Annotated in this window: 23 protein-coding genes and 2 pseudogenes; 20 read left to right on the top strand and 5 right to left on the bottom strand. The window is 61.3% G+C overall.

Annotation, left to right across the window (positions count from 1 at the left end):
* The first annotated feature begins 238 nt into the window (after nt 1-238).
* Nucleotides 239-610, top strand: coding sequence for a fe2+ zn2+ uptake regulation protein (locus ACM6J5_RS00460; RefSeq protein WP_095946086.1), 372 nt, complete (start codon nt 239-241; stop codon nt 608-610).
* Nucleotides 611-618: 8 nt separating this feature from the next.
* On the opposite strand, the gene ACM6J5_RS00455 is transcribed toward ACM6J5_RS00460, so the two are convergent.
* Complete coding sequence (locus ACM6J5_RS00455) at nt 619-807, bottom strand: hypothetical protein (protein WP_007970993.1); 189 nt, start codon at nt 805-807, stop codon at nt 619-621.
* Nucleotides 808-964: 157 nt separating this feature from the next.
* On the opposite strand from ACM6J5_RS00455, the gene ACM6J5_RS00450 reads away from it, so the two are divergent.
* Entirely contained in the window at nt 965-1,102 is a 138-nt protein-coding gene (locus tag ACM6J5_RS00450; protein WP_008054152.1) for a hypothetical protein, read from the top strand.
* 7 nt (nt 1,103-1,109) lie between these two features.
* Here ACM6J5_RS00450 and ACM6J5_RS00445 read toward each other — a convergent pair.
* Nucleotides 1,110-1,220 (bottom strand): annotated as a pseudogene (locus ACM6J5_RS00445) (LysR family transcriptional regulator); the annotation flags it as partial.
* Between ACM6J5_RS00445 and ACM6J5_RS00440 the strand changes: the two are divergent.
* Nucleotides 1,194-1,280: pseudogene (locus tag ACM6J5_RS00440) on the top strand (hypothetical protein); the annotation flags it as partial. The pseudogenes ACM6J5_RS00445 and ACM6J5_RS00440 overlap by 27 nt on opposite strands.
* Nucleotides 1,281-1,308: 28 nt before the next feature.
* Here ACM6J5_RS00440 and ACM6J5_RS00435 read toward each other — a convergent pair.
* Complete coding sequence (locus ACM6J5_RS00435) at nt 1,309-1,839, bottom strand: hypothetical protein (RefSeq protein ID WP_414927565.1); 531 nt, start codon at nt 1,837-1,839, stop codon at nt 1,309-1,311.
* Between the two features lie 385 nt (nt 1,840-2,224).
* On the opposite strand from ACM6J5_RS00435, the gene ACM6J5_RS00430 reads away from it, so the two are divergent.
* The 7 genes from ACM6J5_RS00430 (at nt 2,225) to ACM6J5_RS00400 (ending at nt 7,174) form a co-directional block, all read left to right on the top strand.
* Nucleotides 2,225-2,671 carry a DUF411 domain-containing protein gene (locus tag ACM6J5_RS00430; RefSeq protein ID WP_095946088.1) on the top strand — a complete coding sequence of 149 codons (447 nt, stop codon included), beginning with the start codon at nt 2,225-2,227 and terminating at the stop codon, nt 2,669-2,671.
* A complete protein-coding gene (locus tag ACM6J5_RS00425; protein WP_095946089.1) occupies nt 2,671-3,105 on the top strand; it encodes a YqaA family protein in 435 nt (144 codons plus the stop codon). Before ACM6J5_RS00430 ends, ACM6J5_RS00425 begins: the two co-directional genes overlap by 1 nt.
* A gap of 85 nt (nt 3,106-3,190) precedes the next feature.
* The gene (locus ACM6J5_RS00420; protein ID WP_095946090.1) at nt 3,191-4,216 is read left to right on the top strand and encodes an alpha/beta fold hydrolase; all 1,026 of its coding nucleotides are present in this window, start codon (nt 3,191-3,193) and stop codon (nt 4,214-4,216) included.
* A 13-nt stretch (nt 4,217-4,229) separates the two neighbouring features.
* On the top strand, nt 4,230-5,183 hold the full coding sequence (locus ACM6J5_RS00415; RefSeq protein ID WP_095946091.1) for a D-2-hydroxyacid dehydrogenase family protein: 954 nt from the start codon (nt 4,230-4,232) through the stop codon (nt 5,181-5,183).
* A 138-nt stretch (nt 5,184-5,321) separates the two neighbouring features.
* The gene (locus ACM6J5_RS00410) at nt 5,322-5,864 is read left to right on the top strand and encodes a tetratricopeptide repeat protein (RefSeq protein WP_095946426.1); all 543 of its coding nucleotides are present in this window, start codon (nt 5,322-5,324) and stop codon (nt 5,862-5,864) included.
* A 66-nt stretch (nt 5,865-5,930) separates the two neighbouring features.
* On the top strand, nt 5,931-6,413 hold the full coding sequence (locus ACM6J5_RS00405; protein WP_256589181.1) for an RNA polymerase sigma factor: 483 nt from the start codon (nt 5,931-5,933) through the stop codon (nt 6,411-6,413).
* The gene (locus tag ACM6J5_RS00400; RefSeq protein ID WP_414927564.1) at nt 6,413-7,174 is read left to right on the top strand and encodes a transcriptional regulator; all 762 of its coding nucleotides are present in this window, start codon (nt 6,413-6,415) and stop codon (nt 7,172-7,174) included. Before ACM6J5_RS00405 ends, ACM6J5_RS00400 begins: the two co-directional genes overlap by 1 nt.
* 47 nt (nt 7,175-7,221) lie before the next feature.
* On the opposite strand, the gene ACM6J5_RS00395 is transcribed toward ACM6J5_RS00400, so the two are convergent.
* Nucleotides 7,222-8,523 (bottom strand): ATP-binding protein, encoded by a 1,302-nt coding sequence (locus ACM6J5_RS00395; RefSeq protein ID WP_150673943.1) that lies wholly within the window; start codon nt 8,521-8,523, stop codon nt 7,222-7,224.
* 4 nt (nt 8,524-8,527) lie between these two features.
* Nucleotides 8,528-9,229 (bottom strand): response regulator transcription factor, encoded by a 702-nt coding sequence (locus ACM6J5_RS00390; protein ID WP_095945088.1) that lies wholly within the window; start codon nt 9,227-9,229, stop codon nt 8,528-8,530.
* Nucleotides 9,230-9,496: 267 nt separating this feature from the next.
* Here ACM6J5_RS00390 and ACM6J5_RS00385 point away from each other — a divergent pair, with 267 nt between their 5' ends.
* The 10 genes from ACM6J5_RS00385 (at nt 9,497) to ACM6J5_RS00340 (ending at nt 21,667) form a co-directional block, all read left to right on the top strand.
* Nucleotides 9,497-10,654, top strand: coding sequence for an efflux RND transporter periplasmic adaptor subunit (locus ACM6J5_RS00385; RefSeq protein ID WP_414927563.1), 1,158 nt, complete (start codon nt 9,497-9,499; stop codon nt 10,652-10,654).
* 15 nt (nt 10,655-10,669) lie between these two features.
* Nucleotides 10,670-13,768: a multidrug efflux RND transporter permease subunit gene (locus ACM6J5_RS00380; RefSeq protein WP_414927562.1), complete on the top strand. Its 3,099-nt coding sequence runs from the start codon at nt 10,670-10,672 to the stop codon at nt 13,766-13,768.
* A gap of 198 nt (nt 13,769-13,966) precedes the next feature.
* The gene (locus ACM6J5_RS00375) at nt 13,967-14,608 is read left to right on the top strand and encodes a DUF1345 domain-containing protein (protein WP_095945085.1); all 642 of its coding nucleotides are present in this window, start codon (nt 13,967-13,969) and stop codon (nt 14,606-14,608) included.
* 76 nt (nt 14,609-14,684) lie between these two features.
* Entirely contained in the window at nt 14,685-15,524 is an 840-nt protein-coding gene (locus ACM6J5_RS00370; RefSeq protein ID WP_095945084.1) for an AraC family transcriptional regulator, read from the top strand.
* 53 nt (nt 15,525-15,577) lie between these two features.
* Nucleotides 15,578-16,186 (top strand): LysE family translocator, encoded by a 609-nt coding sequence (locus ACM6J5_RS00365; protein WP_414927561.1) that lies wholly within the window; start codon nt 15,578-15,580, stop codon nt 16,184-16,186.
* 140 nt (nt 16,187-16,326) lie between these two features.
* A complete protein-coding gene (locus ACM6J5_RS00360) occupies nt 16,327-17,352 on the top strand; it encodes a LacI family DNA-binding transcriptional regulator (protein WP_095945082.1) in 1,026 nt (341 codons plus the stop codon).
* Nucleotides 17,353-17,504: 152 nt separating this feature from the next.
* Nucleotides 17,505-18,287, top strand: a complete 783-nt coding sequence (locus ACM6J5_RS00355; protein ID WP_414927560.1) for a sugar phosphate isomerase/epimerase family protein — start codon at nt 17,505-17,507, stop codon at nt 18,285-18,287.
* Nucleotides 18,280-19,266, top strand: a complete 987-nt coding sequence (locus ACM6J5_RS00350; protein ID WP_414927559.1) for a sugar kinase — start codon at nt 18,280-18,282, stop codon at nt 19,264-19,266. Before ACM6J5_RS00355 ends, ACM6J5_RS00350 begins: the two co-directional genes overlap by 8 nt.
* A gap of 103 nt (nt 19,267-19,369) precedes the next feature.
* On the top strand, nt 19,370-20,668 hold the full coding sequence (locus tag ACM6J5_RS00345; protein ID WP_095945079.1) for an MFS transporter: 1,299 nt from the start codon (nt 19,370-19,372) through the stop codon (nt 20,666-20,668).
* Nucleotides 20,669-20,689: 21 nt separating this feature from the next.
* Nucleotides 20,690-21,667: a 2-hydroxyacid dehydrogenase gene (locus ACM6J5_RS00340; RefSeq protein ID WP_414927558.1), complete on the top strand. Its 978-nt coding sequence runs from the start codon at nt 20,690-20,692 to the stop codon at nt 21,665-21,667.
* The last annotated feature ends 1 nt before the right edge of the window (nt 21,668 follow it).

Below are 21,668 nucleotides of genomic sequence, written 5' to 3'. Positions count from 1 at the left end.
GATCGAAAAAACGATGGCCACAGCGGCGCATATCCATGCGCGCCGAGCCTCCCTGTAGGGACGAAGCTCACCACAAAAATTTAGGGATTTACTGCGCAACGGACCACGGACTGACAGGTTGATCACACGATGGCGACAAAATTTCTACATTCGAGCCTTCATGATTCGGAGTGCTCATACGTCTAACCCTGTAAGAGCGCCCATTTTTTCCTGATCAGGCTCTGAAAGGAGTTTTGCAATGTACAACTCGCAACTGCCAACGGACGGTAGCAATGCGCCAAAGGGTACTTCCATGGGAGTCGGTGTATTCGAGCCGCGTACCGATCGCCACGGCAACGAGCGGATCCGGGTCCTGCTCAAAAGCTTTGGCCTTCGAACCAGTCTGATCCGCCTGAAAGTCATCGACGCCCTGCTGACGGCCGCCGAAAACGATCGCAGCCTTGGGGTGCGCGGCGTGCACAGCCAATTGCTGGACCTGGATGTTCCCCTGTCATTTCTCAGTGTGCGTGAAGTGCTCAAGCGCTTGTGCAGCGAAGGCGTGATTGTCCTCAATCCCGACAAGAGCTACAGCCTGCATCCTCAGGCTGCAGCCATCCTGCGCAACCGATGATCGAATGATCAGGGCTTGACCTTGCGGCGCATCACGCCATTGATGACTACCACGATCACCGCCACGCCAATGGCGATGTACTGGAACATTTTTTCGCTGATGACGCCGGTGTTCTGCAACCAGGAAAGGCCAAACATGATCCCCAGCACCACCAGGGAGATCAGAATCGAGTATTTCAAACGTTGCGACTGAGTCATTGCGGGTTCCTGAATCTGAAAATGTATCCGGTTTGTATCGACGCGCATGCCAAGCGCTTACCCTGTTTCGGGGATAAGCGGCTACGAGCGGGGGTCTCATATTACAGCCGATGAAGCGTTTTGGCTTCATTGCGGCGATAACCATGAGGACTTTCAAATGTTGCGTCGAATCACACTGCTGATTCCCCTGCTGGCCATCCTGACCCTGAGCGGATGCATTGTTTTCCCCCATGGGGGCTGGCACCACGACCACTATGACAACCATGGCGGACCGGGTTACTACCAGCATCGTTAACTGCGGTTCAACGGCCTGAATCCTTGCGGTAAAAGTCATTGCCGGGCTGAGCACACAGTTCCACCAGCCAATCGACGAACACACGCACCCGCCGGGCCAACTGGCGCTGGCGTGGGTGCTGGCTCAGGGTGATTACCTGATTCCGATTCCGGGTACCAAGCAACGCAAGTACCTGGAAGGAACCGGGCGGGCCGGGCAACATGGCCTCAGGCCTCGTCCGAGAGAACACTGTCTGGCCTCACCATGGGGCCGTTGTTCTTGCCGTAAATTTCCAGGTTTTGCAGTACGTAAATCGCTTTTTTGAACTCTGGAACCAAATAGTTGGCGTACTTATTACCCTTCACATTGTTGTGCTGAATGTTCTCCAGTTGAGTAGCGAAATATTCCAGCGCATTGAACTTCGCATCAGGATCCTTGATGCCAAACCGGTCGAACTTGTCACCGGCATTGCTCAGCGTGACCGCCGTGACATCGCTGATCAGGCCACGCTCTTTCAAAAAGACACTGATACTACCCATGGATTTGACTGAAATATTAGTAGGATCAAAACCTTTCATCTGCTTGCGCAATTTCATCTTGTCCATCTTGACTGTATCCAACTCAACTGGATTGTTGCCCACCAGGTCAAGCATCTGCCTGACCTTGACGTTCTGGGGAACAGACTTTGATCTGCTGGCGGTATCTCGAACCAACAGGCCCGTTTTCGCGGTCCAGGCGCCGGTATAACCGATAGTCATTGAAAACTCCTTGTTTGACCAAGTTAGGAGGTCAGGAGTATCGGCCGGAGCACTTGAGGCCACCAAACTTTAATTCAGAGCTTTAACAATTTTCGTACAATTAAGATACATACTGTAAAACTTCTTGTTTATTGGGTCTTGGCACATTAAAGAATGGTCCTTCAGACTTTTCTTACATAGCGGCTAGTTGGTCCTAATCAACACCGATACTTACCCTCGGCATTTCAACCTGACGATTTTGTAATGTGCCCCTCATCTGCCTGACAGCGATGATCTATCATCATCTAACAGCGGAGCTTTGTAGCAATTCGAAACACTCCTTGAATGCCTGACCAGTAAAAATGGTCAGAATGCGTTTTTTTGCCCGTTAGCCGAGACGAATCCCATGCGAAACCCTCTGCGTCTGATCGCCCTGAGCGCTCTGTTCATGTCCTCCCTGGCCCAGGCTGCCGACCTCATTGGGATCGAGGTTCATCGCGACGCCAATTGTGGTTGCTGCAAGAAGTGGATCAGCCATCTGGAGGCCAATGGTTTCAAGGTCGAAGACCACGTCGAAGCCAACATGAGCGAGTTCAAGCAGCAGCACGGGGTACCGCCGCGCCTGTCGTCGTGCCACACCGCGTTGATCAACGGCAAATTCGTTGAAGGTCATGTCCCGGCCGATCAGGTCCTGGCCCTGAGCAAGCGCGACGATCTGCTGGGCGTCGCCGCGCCCGGCATGCCGATGGGCTCGCCCGGCATGGAAATGGACGGCATGAGCGATGCCTATCAGGTCATCGGCCTGAAAAAGGACGGCACTGACGTGGTGGTTGCGGACTACCCCGCCCATTGATGTCCGGCGCGTACCTTGGGCTGTTTTTCGCGGCATTCGGTGCCGCCACGCTGCTGCCGTTGCAATCGGAAGCCGTGCTGGTCGGACTGCTGCTCAGCGATCGCTATTGGCTCTGGGCGCTGCTGGCGGTGGCAACGTTCGGCAACGTTCTGGGCTCGCTGCTTAACTGGTGGCTGGGACGCGGGATCGAGCGGTTCCGCGACCGTCGCTGGTTTCCGGTGAGCCCCCGGCACCTGGAGAAAGCCCGGCTGCATTACCAACGCTACGGCCATTGGTCATTGCTGCTCAGTTGGTTGCCGGTGATTGGCGATCCGCTGACGCTGGTCGCCGGGGTCATGCGCGAGCCACTGGGGCGCTTCCTGCTGATCGTCACCCTGGCCAAAGGTGCCCGCTACGGCGTGCTGGCCATGGCGACTCTGGGCTGGATGGGTTGAACCATCCAGAGCGGCGGTTGCCTGTGTTTAATGCCGCCCTAATCGAGTCGATCCAGCATCGGCGGAATTTCCATGGAGCACTCTCATGTCGCGCCCCTTTTCCCGCTGGTTGCCCAGCCTTTTACTGACCGCCGCCCTGCCCGTCATCGCTCACGCCGAAGAACCGGAATACGGCCCCGAGCTGCAAGGTTTCGACTACCCCTACACGCTCAAGCACTTCGCCTTTGAATCCCAGGGCCAATCCCTGCAAATGGGTTACATGGATGTTGCTGCCCACGGCAAGGCCAATGGTCGCAGCGTGGTGCTGATGCACGGCAAGAACTTCTGCGGCGCCACCTGGGACAGCTCGATCAAAGCCCTCAGCGACGCCGGCTACAGGGTCATCGCCCCGGACCAGATCGGCTTCTGTACCTCCAGCAAGCCGGCGCACTATCAGTACAGCTTCCAGCAACTGGCGACGAACACCCAGCAATTGCTCAAGACCCTGGGCATCCAGAAAGCCACCCTGCTGGGGCATTCCACCGGCGGCATGCTCGCCACGCGCTATGCCTTGCAATACCCCGAACAGGTCGAGCAATTGGCACTGGTCAACCCCATCGGCCTGGAAGACTGGAAAGCCCTCGGTGTGCCCTATCGTACCGTTGATCAATGGTACGAGCGTGAACTCAAGCTCAGCGCCGAGGGTATCCGCAACTACGAACGCACCACCTACTACGGCGGTCGCTGGAAACCGGAATTCGATCGCTGGGTCGACATGCTTGCCGGCCTGAACAAAGGCCCCGGGCATACGCAAGTCGCGTGGAACTCGGCGCTGATCTACGACATGATCTTCACCCAACCGGTGTTTTACGAATTCCAGAACCTGAAGATGCCGACCCTGCTGTTGATCGGTACGTCCGATACCACCGCCATCGGCAGTGACATCGCCCCACCCGAGGTCAAGGCGAAGATCGGGCACTACGACGTCCTCGGCAAACAAGTGGCCAAGCTGATTCCCCAGTCCACGCTGGTCGAGTTCCCTGGCATGGGCCACGCGCCACAGATGGAAGAACCGGCACAATTCCACCAGGCCCTGCTCGCCTGGCTGAACAAGACCAACCCCGTGCGTTGAAGAGGAAAGGCGGATGCCTGTGCAGATTGCAGTGATCGATGATTGGCAGGATGTGGCGCGGGACGTGGTGAACTGGTCGGCACTGGACAGCATTGGCCAGGTGAGTTTTCTCCATGACTACCCCGCCGACAACCAGACCCTGGCAGAGCGCCTGGCCGGGTTTGAAGTGATCTGCGTGATGCGCGAGCGCACCCGGTTCGATGAGGACCTGCTGCGCCGCCTGCCGACGCTCAAGCTGCTGGTGACCGGCGGCATGCGCAATGCGGCCCTGGATCTGAAAGCCGCCGCTGCGCTGGGCATTTCGGTCAGCGGCACCGACAGCTACAAACACGCCGCGCCGGAACTGACCTGGGCGCTGATCATGGCCGCGACCCGCAACCTGGTGGTCGAAGCCAATGCCCTGCGTGCCGGCCAATGGCAACAAGGCCTGGGCGGCGACCTGCATGGCAAGACACTCGCCATCCTCGGTCTGGGCAGCATCGGCCAGCGTGTCGCGCAGTTCGGTCAGGTGTTCGGCATGCGCGTCATCGCCTGGAGTGAAAACCTCACCGCCGAACGTGCGGCGCAGGTCGGTGTGACCTGCGTCAGCAAGCAGGAACTGTTCGAACAGGCCGACGTGCTGTCGGTGCACCTGGTACTCAGCGAACGCAGTCGCGGGCTGGTGGACGCCCAGGCACTGGGCTGGATGAAACCCACGGCATTGCTGGTGAACACCGCTCGCGGCCCCATTGTCGATGAAGCGGCGCTGATCAAGGCACTGCAGAAACAACGGCTGGCCGGTGCCGCCCTGGACGTCTTCGAGCAGGAGCCACTGCCCGCCCACCATCCGTTCCGGACCCTGGACAATGTGCTGGCGACGCCCCATGTCGGGTACGTGAGCCAGCAGAACTACCAGCTGTTTTTCTCGCAAATGATCGAGGACATTCAGGCATGGGCGGCGGGCGCTCCGATTCGTTTGCTGGGTTGATACTCCAATGTGTGCGAGTTTGCTCGCTCCCACAACGAATAATTGTTCAGGCTGCGGTGTTCTCATCACATCAACCTTGCGCTGCGTCCGGCGGGACGCGATCTGATCCGAAACCCGTGAACCTGTGGAGCAAAGCCCATGAATAATCGTTTTGCTGTTCTGATGACGCCAGTGTTGCTGAGCGTTGCGTTGTCCGGCTCCCTCGCCCTGGCCAACGGTGGTGGCGGAGACGACGACGCCCCCATCAGGCCCAACTGCCCCAAAGGCCAGGTGTTCGATAGTAAATCCAAGCGTTGCGTCCGCCAGACCAGCAGCCTGGTACCGGACGAAGACCGCACCAACTATGCCTATCGACTGGCCAAGGACGGACGTTACGAAGAAGCCTTGGCCCTGCTCGATACGCTGAAACAGCCAAATACCGCAAAAGCATTGAACTATCGCGGCTACGCCACGCGTAAACTGGGACGTACCGACGAAGGCATCGGCTATTACCTGCAATCGGTGAAACTCGACCCGCAGTACGCGCAGGTCCGCGAGTACCTCGGCGAAGCCTATGTGGTCAAAGGCCGGCTGGATCTTGCACAGGAGCAACTGCAGCAGATCAAATCCATCTGTGGCGGTACTCAATGCGAGGAGTACCAGGATCTGGCCGAAGCCATCGACGGGTCATCGAAAACCTGACAACCCGAGCGGACGGAGGTCGCCATCGCCAGCGATCAGGCAATACGAACGGAACTGAACCAGCATCTGGCGCGTTTATGGCGCTACGGCCTGCTGTTGTCCCGGCAACGGCATGTCGCCGATGACCTGGTGCAAGCCACCTGCGTGCGGGCGCTGGAACGGGCCAGGCAATACGTGCAGGGCACACGCATGGACCATTGGCTGCTGAGCATTCTGCATTCGATCTGGCTCAACGAAGTCCGCGCCCGGCGGGTGCGCCAGGGTCAGGGCCAGGTAGACGCCGATCAGGCCTTGTCGTTCGACGGTGAATCCGTGGCCCAGACCCACGTGTTGGCGGCACAGGTCATCCGTCGCGTCGATGCCCTGCCCGAAGCACAGCGCGAAACGGTGTTTCTCGCCTATGTCGAAGGCTTGTCCTACCGCGAAGTCGCCGAGGTGCTGCAAGTGCCCATCGGCACGGTCATGAGCCGCCTGGCCACTGCCCGGGCGAAACTGGCCGAGTATCCACCGTTGCACACGGTGCCCACCCCTAACCGAGGAGAACATTGATGAACACGATACCCTCGGACGAACAACTGGTGGCTTACCTCGACAACCACCTCGATACCGAGCAGCGCGCGCGCATCGACGCGGCCATCAGTGCCGATCCGATGCTCGGCCTGCGCCTGCAATGGCTCGATCGCGGCAGCCTGCCGTTCAAGGCCGCCTACGATGAACTGACCCGGCAGGCGCCGGTGGATCGCCTGCAAGCCATGCTCGCCACGCTGCCCTCACCCGCCCGCCCCGGGCTCAGTCGACGCTGGTTCCTGGCCGCCGCGGCCGGGCTGTTGGCCGGCGGCGTGCTGGCGGACCGTTTGTTCCTCGGCTGGCAAGCAAGCCGGCAGACACATAACTGGCGCGGTCTGGTGGCCGACTACATGGCGCTCTACGTGCCGGAAACCCTGGATCACTTGCCCGGCGATGAAGCCGCCCAACGGGCACAACTGCGCACCATCGATGCGCGCCTGGGCCTCAACCTCGCGCCGGCAAAACTGAGCCTGCCCCGTGCCGAGTTCAAGCGCGCGCAAATCCTCGAATACGACGGTGCGCCCATCGCCCAGATCACCTATCTCGATCCGGTGCACGGCCCCATGGCGCTGTGCGTCACCCGCTCCAACAGCGGCAGCCGCCATTTCGCCCGGGAACAGCGACGCGAGTTGAATATCGTGTATTGGGCTGACATGGAGCACGCCTGGATGCTGATCGGGCATCAGCCGATGGCGGATCTGGAGGAGATGGCGAAAACGTTGCGTAGTCGCCTCAGTACCTGAAAAACCTTGGCTCAACGCAGGCGCTGCGACAGCGCCTGCAAAGCGCGTCAGGCCAACGCCGGCAACCACAAGCGAAACCGCGCCCCGCCCAGCGGCGAGGCTTCCACCGTCAGCGTGCCGCCCTGTGCCTCCAACGCCCGGCGGCTGATCGCCAGTCCCAGCCCGAAGCCACCCGTGGCGCGGTCGCGGCTGCGGTCGAGGCGGTAGAAGGGTTCGAAGATCCGCTCGCGCTCGTCGTCCGGAATGCCGATGCCATCATCGTCGACCCAGATTTCACAGCCTCCGGTATAAACCTGAACCCCGATCTGAATACGCTTCTCGCAGTAGCGCATGGCGTTGCGCAGCAGGTTCTGCAAGGCGCGGGCGGTCAGGCGCGGGTCCAGGCTGAAGCGTTCGAACTGGCCGTGGAGCAGCACGTCGATGACGATTTCCGGGGATTCCTGTTCATCGTCGACGCTGCCGAGAATGCTGTCGATGAACTCATCCAGCGACACCTCGACCTGCTCCGGCAGCCGCGCCGGGTTTTGCAGGCGGCTGTAGGACAGCAGCTCCAGCACCAATTCATCGAGTTCCCGAATGTGCGCCACCAGGCTCTGCAGGCGCTCGCGGCTGGCCGCCGGCAAGTCGTCGGACAGGGCCAGCGCCAGGCCGAAATCCAGGCGCGTCAGCGGCGTGCGCAACTCGTGGGACACCGCATTGAGCAAGTCCCGCTGCTGGTTGAGCAGGCTCTCGATGTCACCGGCCATGGTGTCGAACACACTGGCCAGGCTGCCGATGTTGGAACTCGGGGAGATTTGTGTGCGCTCGCCCAAGTGGCCCTTGCCAAAGCGTTCGGCCGCGCCCTTGAGGCGTTCCAGATCACGCCAGTGCGGGCGCAGCCACAGCAACAGGCACGCGAGCATGGTCGCGCCGATCAGGACGTTGATGCTCCAGTACAACAGGTTGACGTCCAGCGGATCCGGTGGCACGACCATTTGCACCACGGTGCGCTCATTGAGCGGCGCGACGGCCAGCGTGCGCCAGCCCCAGTCGCCCACGCGCACGACGTTCTCGCCGCGTTGCAAGCGCTGCTGTTCATCCGGTGTCAGGCTGCTGTCGTCATTGCTGCTGAGCACGATGTGCAGAGGAGAGAAGTCCTTGTCCATTTCAGCGGCCAGGGTCGGCCACTGTTCGGCCGGGACCCCGTGGAACTGTTTGACGATCAGCGTTTGCAGCCCACGGGAATAATCGAGGTTATAGGTGACAAAGCGCTCGTGGAACACCTTGACCACCAGATCCGGCACCAGATAGATCGCGGCGCTGAACGAGACGATGGTCACCAGGTACAAACGAAAGAGGATTCTGAACATCGACTCAGCATTCCCATTCAGAACGGCTGAACAGGTAACCCTTGCCCCACACGGTCTTGATCTTGCGCGCCTCGCCGGCGTGGTCGTCGAACTTGCGCCGCAGCTTGGAAATCGCTACGTCCACCGAACGGTCGGTGCCGTTGAATTCGATGCCGCGCAGGCGTTGCAGGATCTGGTCGCGGCTCAGCACCTCACCCGCGTGCCGGGCCAGCACCACCAACAGGTTGTACTCGCCGCTGGACAGCTCCACCAATTGCTCGCGCCAGGTCACGGTGCGTTCGGACAAGTCGATGCACAGGTTGCCCATCAGAATGCGGTCGTTGGCGGTCTGCGGCTCGCTGAGGCTGCTGCGGCGCAGCAAGGTCCGCACCCGGGCCAGCAGCACCCGCGGCTCGCAGGGTTTGGTGACGTAGTCGTCGGCCCCCATTTCCAGGCCAAGGACCTGGTCGTGGCTGTCGTCGCGAGCAGTGAGCATCAGGATCGGCAAGGCCGCCGAATCGGCGCGCAGCAGGCGACAGACTTGCAGGCCGTCGAGGCCGGGCAGCATCAGGTCGAGGATCACCAGGTCCGGCGGATTGAGCCGCGCACGTTCGCGCACATGGTCACCGCGACCGATCACACTGACGGAATAACCGTTGCGTTCCAGGTAGCTGGCAATCAGTTCGGCGAGGGCGGTGTCGTCTTCGACCAGGAGGATGTTGGGCATGGGGTGTTTCCAGAAAGAGCTGTGACGTCCCCACCGGCCTCTTCGCGAGCAGGCTCGCTTCCACAGGGGACCGTATTTCAACTGTGGGAGCGAGCCTGCTCGCGAAGGCGGCCTGTAAGGCGCAATAGAAATCAAGGACTGAAGGATATACGCCCTCACTCGTCTCTGAGTAAAACCCTTACACAATTTCACACAGCACCAACAAAGCTTCACCGCTACCCTCGCCTTCGCCCAGTAGGATGCTGGGAGTCTTTATTGGGGTATTACATGTCGAAAAATCTGCTTGCCAGGCTCAGCCTGATTGCACTGGCGTTGACACTGGCCGCGTGTGACAAGTCCTCGAACGCCGAGGAACAGGCGCCGCTGGCCACGGTTCGTATCGAGACCATCGAAGCCCGGCCGCTGACCATCAGCAGCGAACTGAGCGGGCGGATTGCCGCGCCACGCATGGCCGAAGTGCGTGCCCGCGTGGCTGGCGTGGTCTTGCAGCGCACCTTCCGTGAAGGCAGTGACGTGAAACAGGGCGATGTGTTGTTCCGCATCGACCCGGCGCCGTTCAAGGCTGACCTGGACAGCGCCGAAGCGGCGTTGCGCAAGGCCGAAGCCAACGCGTTCCAGGCCAGGTTGCAGGAGCAACGCTACGCCCGGTTGATCGACGACAAGGCCATCAGCGGTCAGGACTACGACAACGCCCGGGCCAACGCCCGGCAGACCGCCGCCGACGTCGCCGGCAACAAGGCCGCGGTGGAGCGCGCCCGGTTGAACCTCGGTTACGCCACCGTCACCGCGCCGATTTCCGGGCGTATCGGTCGCGCGCTGGTCACCGAAGGCGCGCTGGTCGGGCAGAATGAAACCACGCCGCTGGCGCTGATCCAGCAACTGAACCCGATTCATGCCGACCTGACCCAGTCCACCCGCGAACTCAACGAACTGCGCCGCGCCTTCCGTTCCGGTCAGTTGCAGCAGGTCGGCCAGGATCAGGCCAAGGCCACGTTGATTCAGGATGACGGCAGCCTCTACCCGCTGCCGGGCAAGATGTTGTTCAGCGACATCACCGTCGACCCGGGCACCGGCCAGATCATCCTGCGCAGCGAGTTCCCCAACCCCGACCTCGACTTGCTGCCCGGCAGCTTCGTGCGCGTACGCCTGGAACAGGCGGTCAACCAGCAGGGTATCAGCGTGCCGCAACGGGCCATCCAGCGTGACAGCGCCGGCATCGCTCAGGTGCTGCTGCTCGATGCCGAGCAACGGGTCGGGCAGCAACCGGTCGAACTGGGCGCCGTGCAGAACGATCGCTGGATCGTCACCAGTGGCCTGAAAGCAGGCGACCGCATTGTCATCGAGGGCCTGCAGCACGCCCGCCCCGGCGAGAAAGTGCAGATCGACGACACCCCTCTTCCACTTGCCCAGGCGACTGGTCAGTAAGCAGGACGCTTTTTTATGCCGCAGTTCTTTATCGACCGCCCGGTGTTCGCCTGGGTGGTTGCCTTGTTCATCCTGCTGGCCGGTGCGCTGGCCATTCCGCAACTGCCGGTGGCGCAATACCCGGATGTTGCGCCACCACAAATCGAAATCTACGCCGTGTACCCGGGCGCTTCGGCACAAACCGTGGACGAGAGCGTGGTCAGCCTGATCGAGGAAGAACTCAACGGCGCCGATCACCTGTTGTACTTCGAATCCCAGAGCAGCCTGGGCAGCGCCACCATCAAGGCTACGTTCCAGCCGGGCACCAACCCGGAACTGGCTCAGGTGGACGTGCAGAACCGCCTTAAAGCCGTGGAGTCACGCCTGCCGCAAGCGGTGATCCAGCAAGGTTTGCAAGTGGAGAAAGTCTCCTCCGGCTTCCTGCTGCTGATCACCCTGACCTCCAGCGACGGCAAACTCGACGACGTGGCGCTCAGCGACTACCTGGCGCGCAACGTGATGAACGAGGTCAAGCGTCTGGACGGCGTCGGCAAGGCGCAGCTTTACGGCGCCGAACGGGCGATGCGGATCTGGATCGACCCGCAGAAACTACTCGCCTTCAACCTGACGCCGGCGGACGTCAACACCGCCATCGTCGCGCAAAACGCCCAGGTGTCGGCGGGCAGCATCGGCGATCTGCCGACCCGCACCACCCAGGAAATCACCGCGACCATTCTGGTCAAGGGCCAGTTGTCGACCCCCGAAGAGTTTGCCGATATCGTCCTCAAGGCCAACCCGGACGGCTCGACCGTGCGCATCAGCGATGTGGCGCGGGTCGAGATCGGCAGCCAGGAATACCAGTTTTCCACGCGTCTGAACGGCAAGCCGTCCACCGCCGTCGCCGTGCAACTGTCGCCCGGCGCCAACGCCCTGAACACCGCGACCCTGGTGCGGGCAAAGATGGACGAACTCAAGCGCTATTTCCCGGCGAACGTCGAGTACAAGATTCCGTACGACACCTCGCCCTTCGTCAAAGTCTCGATCACCAAGGTGGTGTACACCCTCGGCGAGGCCATGCTGCTGGTGTTCGCGGTGATGTTCCTGTTCCTGCAGAACATCCGCTACACGCTGATTCCGACGCTGGTGGTACCGGTGGCGTTGATGGGCACCTTTGCGACGATGCTGGCGCTGGGGTTTTCGATCAACGTGCTGACCATGTTCGGCATGGTGCTGGCCATCGGCATTCTGGTGGACGACGCCATCGTGGTGGTGGAGAACGTCGAGCGGATCATGACCACCGAGGGCTTGTCGCCCAAGGAGGCCACGCGCAAGGCCATGCAGCAGATCACCGGGGCCATCATCGGCATCACGCTGGTGCTGGTCGCAGTGTTCATTCCGATGGCGTTCATGCAGGGCTCGGTCGGGGTGATTTACCAGCAGTTCTCGCTGTCGATGGCCACCTCGATCCTGTTCTCGGCCTTCCTCGCCCTGACCTTGACCCCGGCCCTGTGCGCGACGCTGCTCAAGCCGATTGCCAAAGGCGAGCACCATGAAAAAACCGGATTCTTCGGCTGGTTCAACCGTCGCTTCGAGCAACTGACCACGCGCTATCAGGGTTGGGTGGCCTACGCGTTGAAACGCACAGGGCGCTACCTGCTGATCTACGGCGTGTTGCTGATCGGTCTGGGCCTGGCCTTCAGTCGCTTGCCCTCTTCGTTCCTGCCGGTGGAAGACCAGGGTTACACCATCACCGACATCCAGTTGCCGCCGGGTGCGAGCAAGAATCGCACGGTGCAGGTGGCCGAGCAGGTTGAAGCGCACAACGCCGGCGAGCCGGGTATTCGCGACAGCGTGGTGATTCTCGGGTTCAGCTTCTCCGGCAGCGGGCAGAATGCGGCGCTGGCGTTCAGCACGCTCAAGGACTGGTCCGAGCGAAGCAGCGACGACTCGGCGGCATCGATTGCCGACCGGGCCAACGTCGCCCTCAGCCAGATCAAGGACGCGGTGACCTTTGCCGTACTGCCGCCGCCCGTGGATGGCCTGGGTACGTCCAGCGGCTTCGAGTTCCGCCTGCAGGATCGCGGTGGCCTCGGTCATGAGAAGCTAATGGAAGCCCGCACCGAGTTACTCGCAGCAGCCGAAAAAAGCCCGATCCTGATGAACGTGCGCGAAAGCGCCCTGGCCGAGGCACCGCAGGTGCAACTGGTGGTCGACCGCAAGCAGGCCAACGCGCTGGGTGTGTCCTTTGCCGACGTCGGCAATGTGCTGTCCACGGCCGTGGGCTCGGCCTACATCAACGACTTCCCCAATCAGGGGCGGATGCAGCGCGTGGTGGTGCAGGCCGAGGGCGATCAACGCAGTCAAGTGGCTGACCTGCTGAAGATTCACGTGCGCAACACCCAAGAAAAAATGGTGCCCTTGTCGGCCTTTGTACAGGCCAAATGGACTCAGGGCCCGGCGCAGTTGACCCGCTACAACGGCTACCCGGCAATCAGCATTTCCGGTGAACCGACGCCAGGCCACAGCACCGGCGAGGCCATGGCCGAGATCGAGCGCCTGGTGGCGCAAGGCCCGGCGGGCCTGGGCCAGGAATGGACCGGGTTGTCGTTGCAGGAACGGTTATCCGGCAGCCAGGCACCGATCCTGCTCGGGCTGTCGCTGTTGATCGTATTCCTGTGCCTGGCGGCGTTGTACGAGAGCTGGTCGATCCCGACCTCGGTGCTGCTGGTGGTACCGCTGGGCGTGCTCGGCGCGGTGTTGGCCGTGACCTTGCGCGGGATGCCCAACGACGTGTTCTTCAAGGTCGGGCTGATCACCATCATCGGCCTGTCGGCGAAAAACGCGATCCTGATCATCGAGTTCGCCAAGAGCCTGTACGACGAAGGCCACGACCTGATCGACGCCACCCTGCAAGCCGCGCGCCTGCGGCTGCGACCGATTGTCATGACCTCCCTTGCGTTCATCCTGGGCGTGGTGCCGCTGGCGATCGCGACCGGCGCCAGTTCGGCGAGCCAGCAAGCCATCGGCACCGGGGTGATCGGCGGGATGATCACCGCGACCCTGGCCGTGGTGTTCGTGCCGGTGTTTTTTGTGGTGGTGATGAAGCTGGTGCGCAAGCGACATAAAACCACCTGACCAAACATTGGTCCCTGTGGGAAACACTGGTCCCTGTAGGAGCGAGCCTGCTCGCGATGGCGGTGTGTCAGTCGATGACTATGTTGACTGTCAGTTCGCCATCGCGAGCAGGCTCGCTCCTACAAGGGATCTCTGTGACTTCAAGATTGGGGGTACCTGGGCTAAGGTGTTTGCAATGCCCCAACCCATCGAGCCTCCATGATTTTCCTCGCACGCACCCACCCTCGCCTGTCCGCCGCCATCCTGCTGGGCATCGCGGCGGGCTTTCTGGCTCCGGCCGATTCGCCGATCAGCAAGATCCTCATCGGCTGGAATGCCGGCGTCTGGATCTATCTGTTGCTGATGCTGTGGCTCACCGTGCGATCGAAAGCGACCGACGTGAAACGCATCGCCGAAATCGAGGACGAAAATGCCGGGCTGGTGCTGGCGCTGGTGTGCATTGCGGCACTGGCCAGCCTCGCGACCATCACCTTCGAACTGGCCGGCAGCAAAGACCTGGAAACCACACGCAAGCTTTTGCACTACGGCTTCACCGCCCTGACCGTCATCGGCTCATGGCTGCTGATCGGGGTGATTTTCAGCGTGCACTACGCCAGGTTGTATTACACCTGGGTCGGCAAGGAACCGGCGCTGCGTTTTGCCGAAGGGCTGACGACCCCAAACTACTGGGACTTCCTGTACTTCTCGTTCACCATCGGCGTGGCGGTGCAAACCTCGGATGTCGGTGTCGCCACCCGGGGCATGCGCAAGATCGTGCTCGCCCAGTCGCTGATCGGGTTTCTGTTCAACACCGCCATTCTCGGGTTCTCGATCAACATCGCCGCAGGACTGTTCGCCTGATGACTGCACAAACGTTCTAGGCATCACCCACGGTGCGGGCGTTAAATAGTCCGGCAATCCGCCCCACAGGTGCCCCATGAGCGCTCACAACTGGATCGACCTGGCCCAGGATGCCGACACCGGCATCGAGACCCTGCGCGCGCATTTCGAAGGCCACGCCTACGACCCGCACTGGCATGACAGCTATCTGGTGGGCGTCACCGAGCAAGGGGTCCAGCAATTCAATTGCCGACGGGCCAGGCACCAGAGCACGCCGGGCAAGGTGTTTCTGCTGGAGCCCGGAGACATCCATGACGGCGAAGCACCGACCGCCGACGGTTTCACCTACCGCATGCTGTACCTCGACCCGCAATGGTTGCAACGCGAACTCAGCGCCGTGTTCGATCATGCCCCCGATAACAGCCAGCTGAGCTTCGCCGCCACCCTGGCCAGCGATGCGCGCCTGGCCCAGGCCACCAGCCTGGCGTTTGAGACCCTGCATCGCGGTGAACTGAGGATCGTCCGCCAGACCGCCCTCGACAGCTTGCTCGTATGTCTGACCAGCCACCTGCACTGGCGCGCCCGCGATGGCCAGGACCCGCGTCTGCCGCAGGTGGCACAAAAAGCCCGGGAATACCTGCATGCCAACGCGCAATACGACATCGGCCTCGATCAACTGGCCGCCGTCACCGGCGTCGATCGCTTCCGCCTGACCCGCGCGTTCAAGGCTGCCTATGGCATGGCGCCCCACGCGTATCTGGTGCAATTGCGCCTGGCCACCGCCCGCCGCCTGCTGGCCCGTGGCGAACAACCGGCAGCGGTGGCGATGGCGCTGGGCTTTGCCGACCAGAGCCATCTGGGACGCTGGTTCATGCGCGCCTACGGCCTGACGCCGGCGCTGTACCGCAAGCGCTGCTCAAATCTTCCAGACAGATAAGCCCGGGGATTGTGAAGATCGACTTCACTGATCTTCACCGGAGTTTGCCCACGATGCTGCCCTCGTTCCCGACGTTACTGCCTTTCCTGCTGTTTGCCTTCGTGGCCTCGATCACCCCCGGCCCGACCAACATCCTGGTGCTGAGCAACAGCGCTCGATACGGGTTGGGTGCGGCTGTACCGATCATACTCAGTGCCTGTGCCAGCGCCGCGACCCTGGTATTGCTGGTGGGCATGGGGATTGGCTCATCAATCAGCGCGTGGCCCACCGTACAAAGCGTCATGCAGTGGGCCGGTGTAGCGTGGCTGAGTTATCTGGCCTGGCAGATTTTCAGCGCCCCGGCTTCGGCCATTGCCGCCGGCAACAGCGAAGCACGTCTCGGCTGGGTGGGCGCCGCCAGCCTGCAACTGGTCAACCCGAAAACCTGGATGATGGCGCTGGCGGTGGTCAGCGTATTCGCCGGAGGTGGCGAGCATCGCGCCGTGCAGGTGGCGTATTTGGCGCTGGTGTTTTTTCTGGTTTCCCTGCCATGTCTCGCGGCCTGGGCCGTGCTCGGTGCCGGTTCAAGCCGCTGGTTGCGCTCACCCCGTGCCATGCAACGCTTCAATCGCGGCATGGGCCTGCTGTTGCTGGGTTCTGCGTGGTTGAGCGTGTTGGCCTGAGCGCCACTTGTCGCTCATTGTTCGACAATCAACCATCCGGGGCTTGACGGCGAAATGGCTTTTGGTGTCTTCTGAAACCGGTTTCAGTGTTATCTCATGATGCACGCAACCGTATAAATCCAATAAGAAGGTTTCAGACCGTGAATGACTTCTCCGCCGCCCAGCGCAGCCGCGTGACCATGCTCGACGTGGCCGAACACGCCAAGGTCTCCAAGGCCAGCGTTTCGCGGTTCATTGGCGATGATCGTGCCCTGCTCTCCGATGCCATTGCCCAACGCATCGAACAGGCAATCGCCGAACTCGGCTATCGCCCGAACCAGATGGCCCGAGGCCTGAAACGCGGACGCACTCGCCTGATCGGCATGCTGGTGGCGGATATCCGTAACCCTTATTCAATTGCCGTGATGCACGGGGTGGAAACCGCCTGCCGTCAACACGGCTATAGCCTGGTGGTGTGCAACACCGACCGCGACGACGAGCAAGAGCGCCAGCACCTGGCCCTGCTGCGCTCGTACAACATCGAAGGTCTGATCGTGAACACCCTCGGGCATCATCGTGACGAATTGCACGAACTGCACCGCGAAATGCCCCTGGTGCTGGTGGATCGCAAGGTGGAGCACCTTGAAAGCGATATGGTCGGGCTGAACAACCCGCAGGCCGTTGGCATGGCCCTTGACCACCTTGAAGAGCGCGGTTACTGCGATGTGTTGCTGGTGACTGAGCCGTTTGATGGCACCAGTTCGCGGATTGAGCGGGTCAGCAGTTTCAAGGCGCAAATCGGGCAACGCCCGGCGCTTCGCGGCACGCACATCGAAACCGGCAACGAACTGACCGCACAATTGAAAGCCTTCCTCGACACGCCTGGCCCCGGCCCGAAAGCGCTGTTTTGCGCGAACGGGATTGCGGCGCTAGCCAGCACCCATGCGTTGCGTGAACTCAAGTGCAACCTGTTCGATGACGTGGGCTTGATCGCCCTCGATGACCTGGATTGGTACCCGTTGGTGGGCAGCGGCATTACCGCCCTCGCGCAGCCGACCACCGAGATGGGTGCCAGTGCGTTTGAGTGTCTGCTCAAGCGGTTGCGCGGGGATGACGGGGCGGTGCGGACGCTGGATTTTTCCGCGCGGCTGGTTGTGCGGGGGTCGACCCTTGGGAATTTGCGTTGAATGTTAAGACGCCATCGCGAGCAGGCTCGCTCCTACAGTGGATTTGTGAATATAGGCCCATTGTAGGAGTGAGCCTGCTCGCGATGGGGCCCTGACTAGCACCACAAAAAAATTTGAACAAAAATGAAACCGGTTTCAGAGGTAGAAAAACAATGAACAGACCAGCCGTTTCCATCAGCCTTTCCAGCTACGGCGCCGACCTCGTGCGTCAACGCGGCCAGGGCAGCTTCATCGAGATTCTCGCCGCCGCCGGCGCCACGCGCATTGAGTGGCGCGAAGAACTGCTGACCATCGAGGACCCCGCTCAACTGGCCGATGCCACACAAGCAGAGGGCCTGGAGAGCGTCTATTCGTCGCCCATGGAGCTCTGGCTGGCCGGGCAATCCAGACCCAATCCCGAACTGATCACCGCCCTGCAACGCGCCCGGGCGTTCGGCGCCAAATGGCTGAAGGTATCGCTGGGCTATTTCACCGACAACAGCGATCTGCCAACCCTCGCCCGGGTGCTGGGCGAAAGCGCCGTACAGTTGCTGGTGGAAAACGACCAGACCCTGCACGGCGGCCGCATTGAACCCTTCCAGCGTTTTTTCGCGCAGGTCGAGCAGCACCAGTTACCGATCAAAATGACCTTCGACATCGGCAACTGGCACTGGCAGGACCAGTCCGCCGCCAGCGCCGCGCGCTTGCTCGGGCGTCACGTCGGTTATGTGCACTGCAAAGCGGTCACGCGCCGAGCCGACGGCAAACTGGTCACCATCCCGCCCGCCGTCAGTGACCTGCAACAGTGGGAACACCTGTTGCGGCACATGGCCCACGGCGTCATGCGGGCCGCGGAATATCCGCTGCAAGGCGATGACCTGGTGCAACTGACCACCGAGCACGTTGCCGCCCTCGCCCGCCTCGGCCAGTCGCAACTGGAGAGCGCCCATGTCTGAGATCGATGTTCTGTCCTTCGGCGAGACCATGGCGATGTTCGTCGCCGAACAGGTGGGTGATCTGGCCAGCGTCGGCGCTTTCCACAAACGCATTGCCGGGGCTGACAGCAACGTCGCCATTGGCCTTTCCCGTCTGGGCTTCAACGTGGCATGGCTGAGCCGTGTCGGTGCCGATTCGTTGGGCCGGTTCGTGGTCGACGCCCTGGGAAAACAAGGCCTGGATTGCCGTCACGTCGACATCGACACCGCCCACCCGACCGGTTTTCAACTCAAGTCCCGCACCGACGATGGCAGCGATCCGGTGGTCGAGTACTTCCGCCGTGGTTCGGCGGCCAGTCACCTGTCGCCACACTCGATCGTGCCCGAATTGCTCAAGGCCCGACACCTGCACGCCACCGGCATTCCCCCGGCGCTGTCGGAGTCGGCGCGGCAAATGTCGTTCGAGTTGATGACCCGCATGCGCGAGGCCGGGCGCAGTGTGTCCTTCGACCCGAACCTGCGCCCGAGCCTGTGGGCCAGCGAACGACAAATGATCACCGAGATCAACCGCCTCGCCGCCCTCGCCCATTGGGTGCTGCCGGGGTTGAGCGAAGGTCGCTTGCTGAGCGGGTTCGAAGACCCGGCCGACATCGCAGCGTTCTACCTTGACCAGGGCGCCGAAGCCGTGGCGATCAAGCTTGGCCCACACGGGGCTTTCTACCGCACACATCTTGATCAAGGTTTCGTGGCCGGCGTACCGGTGCAAACAGTGGTCGATACGGTGGGTGCCGGCGATGGTTTTGCCGTCGGCATGATCAGCGCGCTGTTGGAAAACCAAAGCGTTGTCGAGGCCGTGAAACGCGCCAACTGGATTGGCAGCCGTGCGGTGCAGAGCCGGGGGGATATGGAGGGATTGCCCACCCGATCCGAAATGGTCAGCGAATTCGAGGCCGCCATCGCGAGCAAGCTCGCTCCTACAGAGGATTTGTGTCGAACCTAGATCCAATGTAGGAGCGAGCCTGCTCGCGATGAGGCCAGCACAGTCACTGAAGATTCAAACCGTTACCTGCTGCGACAAAAACAACAAGCTCAGGAGCACCACCATGAAAACCGCAACGCTCGCCACCCGCCGCTGGTGGTACATCATGCCCATCGTGTTCATCACCTATAGCCTGGCGTATCTGGATCGCGCCAACTATGGGTTCGCCGCCGCGTCCGGTATGGCCGCGGACCTGATGATCACACCAGGCCTGTCGTCAATGCTCGGCGCGCTGTTCTTCCTCGGCTACTTTTTCTTCCAGGTACCCGGCGCGATCTACGCGCAGAAACACAGTGTGAAGAAACTGATTTTCGTTAGCCTGATCCTCTGGGGCAGCCTGGCGACGTTGACCGGGATTGTCTCCAATGCCTATTGGCTGATCGTCATCCGCTTCATGCTCGGCGTGGTCGAAGCGGCAGTGATGCCGGCGATGCTGATTTATCTATGCCACTGGTTCACCCGTGCCGAACGCTCCCGGGCCAACACTTTCCTGATCCTCGGCAACCCGGTGACCATGCTGTGGATGTCGGTGGTCTCGGGCTATCTGGTGCAGCATTACAGCTGGCGCTGGATGTTCATCGTCGAAGGGTTGCCAGCGGTGTTGTGGGCATTCATCTGGTGGCGTCTGGCCGATGATCGTCCGTCACAAGCCAAGTGGCTCGATGATCAGGAAAAACAGGACCTGGAAAGCGCACTGGCCGCCGAACAGGTCGGCATCAAGGCCGTGAAGAACTACGCAGAAGCGTTCCGTTCACCCAAAGTGATCATCCTGGCACTGCAGTTTTTCTGCTGGAGCATTGGCGTGTACGGCTTCGTGTTGTGGTTGCCGTCAATCCTCAAGGCCGGCGCGCAGATGGACATGGTCCAGGCCGGCTGGCTGTCGGCGCTGCCGTACCTGGCGGCGGTGATCGGCATGCTGCTGGTGTCCTGGGGGTCGGACAAGTTGCAAAAACGTAAGCGTTTCGTCTGGCCGCCACTGCTGATCGCCTCGATTGCCTTTTATGGTTCCTACGCCCTGGGTGCCGAACACTTCTGGTGGTCCTACACCCTGCTGGTAATTGCCGGCGCCTGCATGTACGCGCCCTATGGGCCGTTCTTCGCGATCATTCCGGAGATCCTTCCGGCCAACGTTGCCGGCGGCGCCATGGCGCTGATCAACAGCATGGGCGCCCTCGGTTCCTTTGGCGGCTCCTACCTGGTCGGGTACCTGAACAGCTCCACCGGCTCGCCCGGCGCCTCGTACCTGTTGATGAGCGGCGCGCTGATGTTCTCGGTGGTACTGACGATTTGCCTCAAGCCCGGCGCCAGTGATCGGGAGCGGCCCACGGCCACGGTAACGCGCACTGCCACGGCACATTCCTGAATTGAATTTGAGATCTCAACGATGAAAAAGCAGGTCGTCCTGTACAAGAAACTCTCGCCGCTGCTGATGGCTCGCCTGCACGAGCAGGCCGAAGTGACGCTGATCGAAAACCTTGGTGCCGAGGGTCTGGCCAAACTGCGCGATGCCCTGCCCCACGCCCATGGCTTGCTGGGTGCCAGCCTGAAACTGGATGCCGAACTGCTCGATCTGGCACCCGACCTTCAAGCCATTGCCAGCGTTTCGGTGGGTGTCGACAACTACGACATCGACTACCTGACCGAGCGGCGCATCCTGCTCAGCAACACGCCGGATGTATTGACAGAAACCACCGCCGACACCGGTTTCGCGCTGATTCTGGCAACGGCCCGGCGCGTTGTGGAATTGGCCAACATGATTCGCGAAGGCAAGTGGACCCGCAACATCGGCCCCATGCATTTCGGCAGCGATGTGCACGGCAAGACCCTGGGCATCATTGGCATGGGCCGCATTGGCGAAGCCCTCGCCCAGCGTGGGCATTTCGGGTTTGGCATGCCGGTGATCTATCACAGCCAGTCACCGAAACCTGCGGTGGGACAGCGTTTCAATGCGCACTATCGAAGCCTGCCGGAGCTGTTGCAACAGGCCGATTTCGTTTGCCTGACGTTGCCGCTGACCGCGCAAACCGAAGGGCTGATCGGCGCAGAACAGTTCGCCCTGATGCGTCCCGAGACCATCTTCATCAATATTTCACGAGGCAAGGTCGTGGACGAAGCCGCGCTGATCGAAGCCTTGCGCGCAGGCCAGATTCGCGCGGCGGGGCTGGATGTATTCGAACGCGAACCGTTGGATCAGGACTCGCCTTTGTTGCAGTTGAACAACGTGGTAGCGACACCACACATCGGCTCGGCCACCCATGAAACACGGGAGGCCATGGCCAAATGCGCGGTGGACAACCTGTTGGCGGCGCTGGCGGGTGAACGGCCGGCCAATCTGGTGAACGCAAAAGCGTGGAAGGCTTGAT

This window comes from Pseudomonas sp. IT-P74 (assembly GCF_949768175.1).
Taxonomy (GTDB): Bacteria; Pseudomonadota; Gammaproteobacteria; order Pseudomonadales; family Pseudomonadaceae; genus Aquipseudomonas.
The sequence above is the reverse complement of the archived record's forward strand: the minus strand, read 5'-3'. Positions and strand labels throughout refer to the sequence as shown.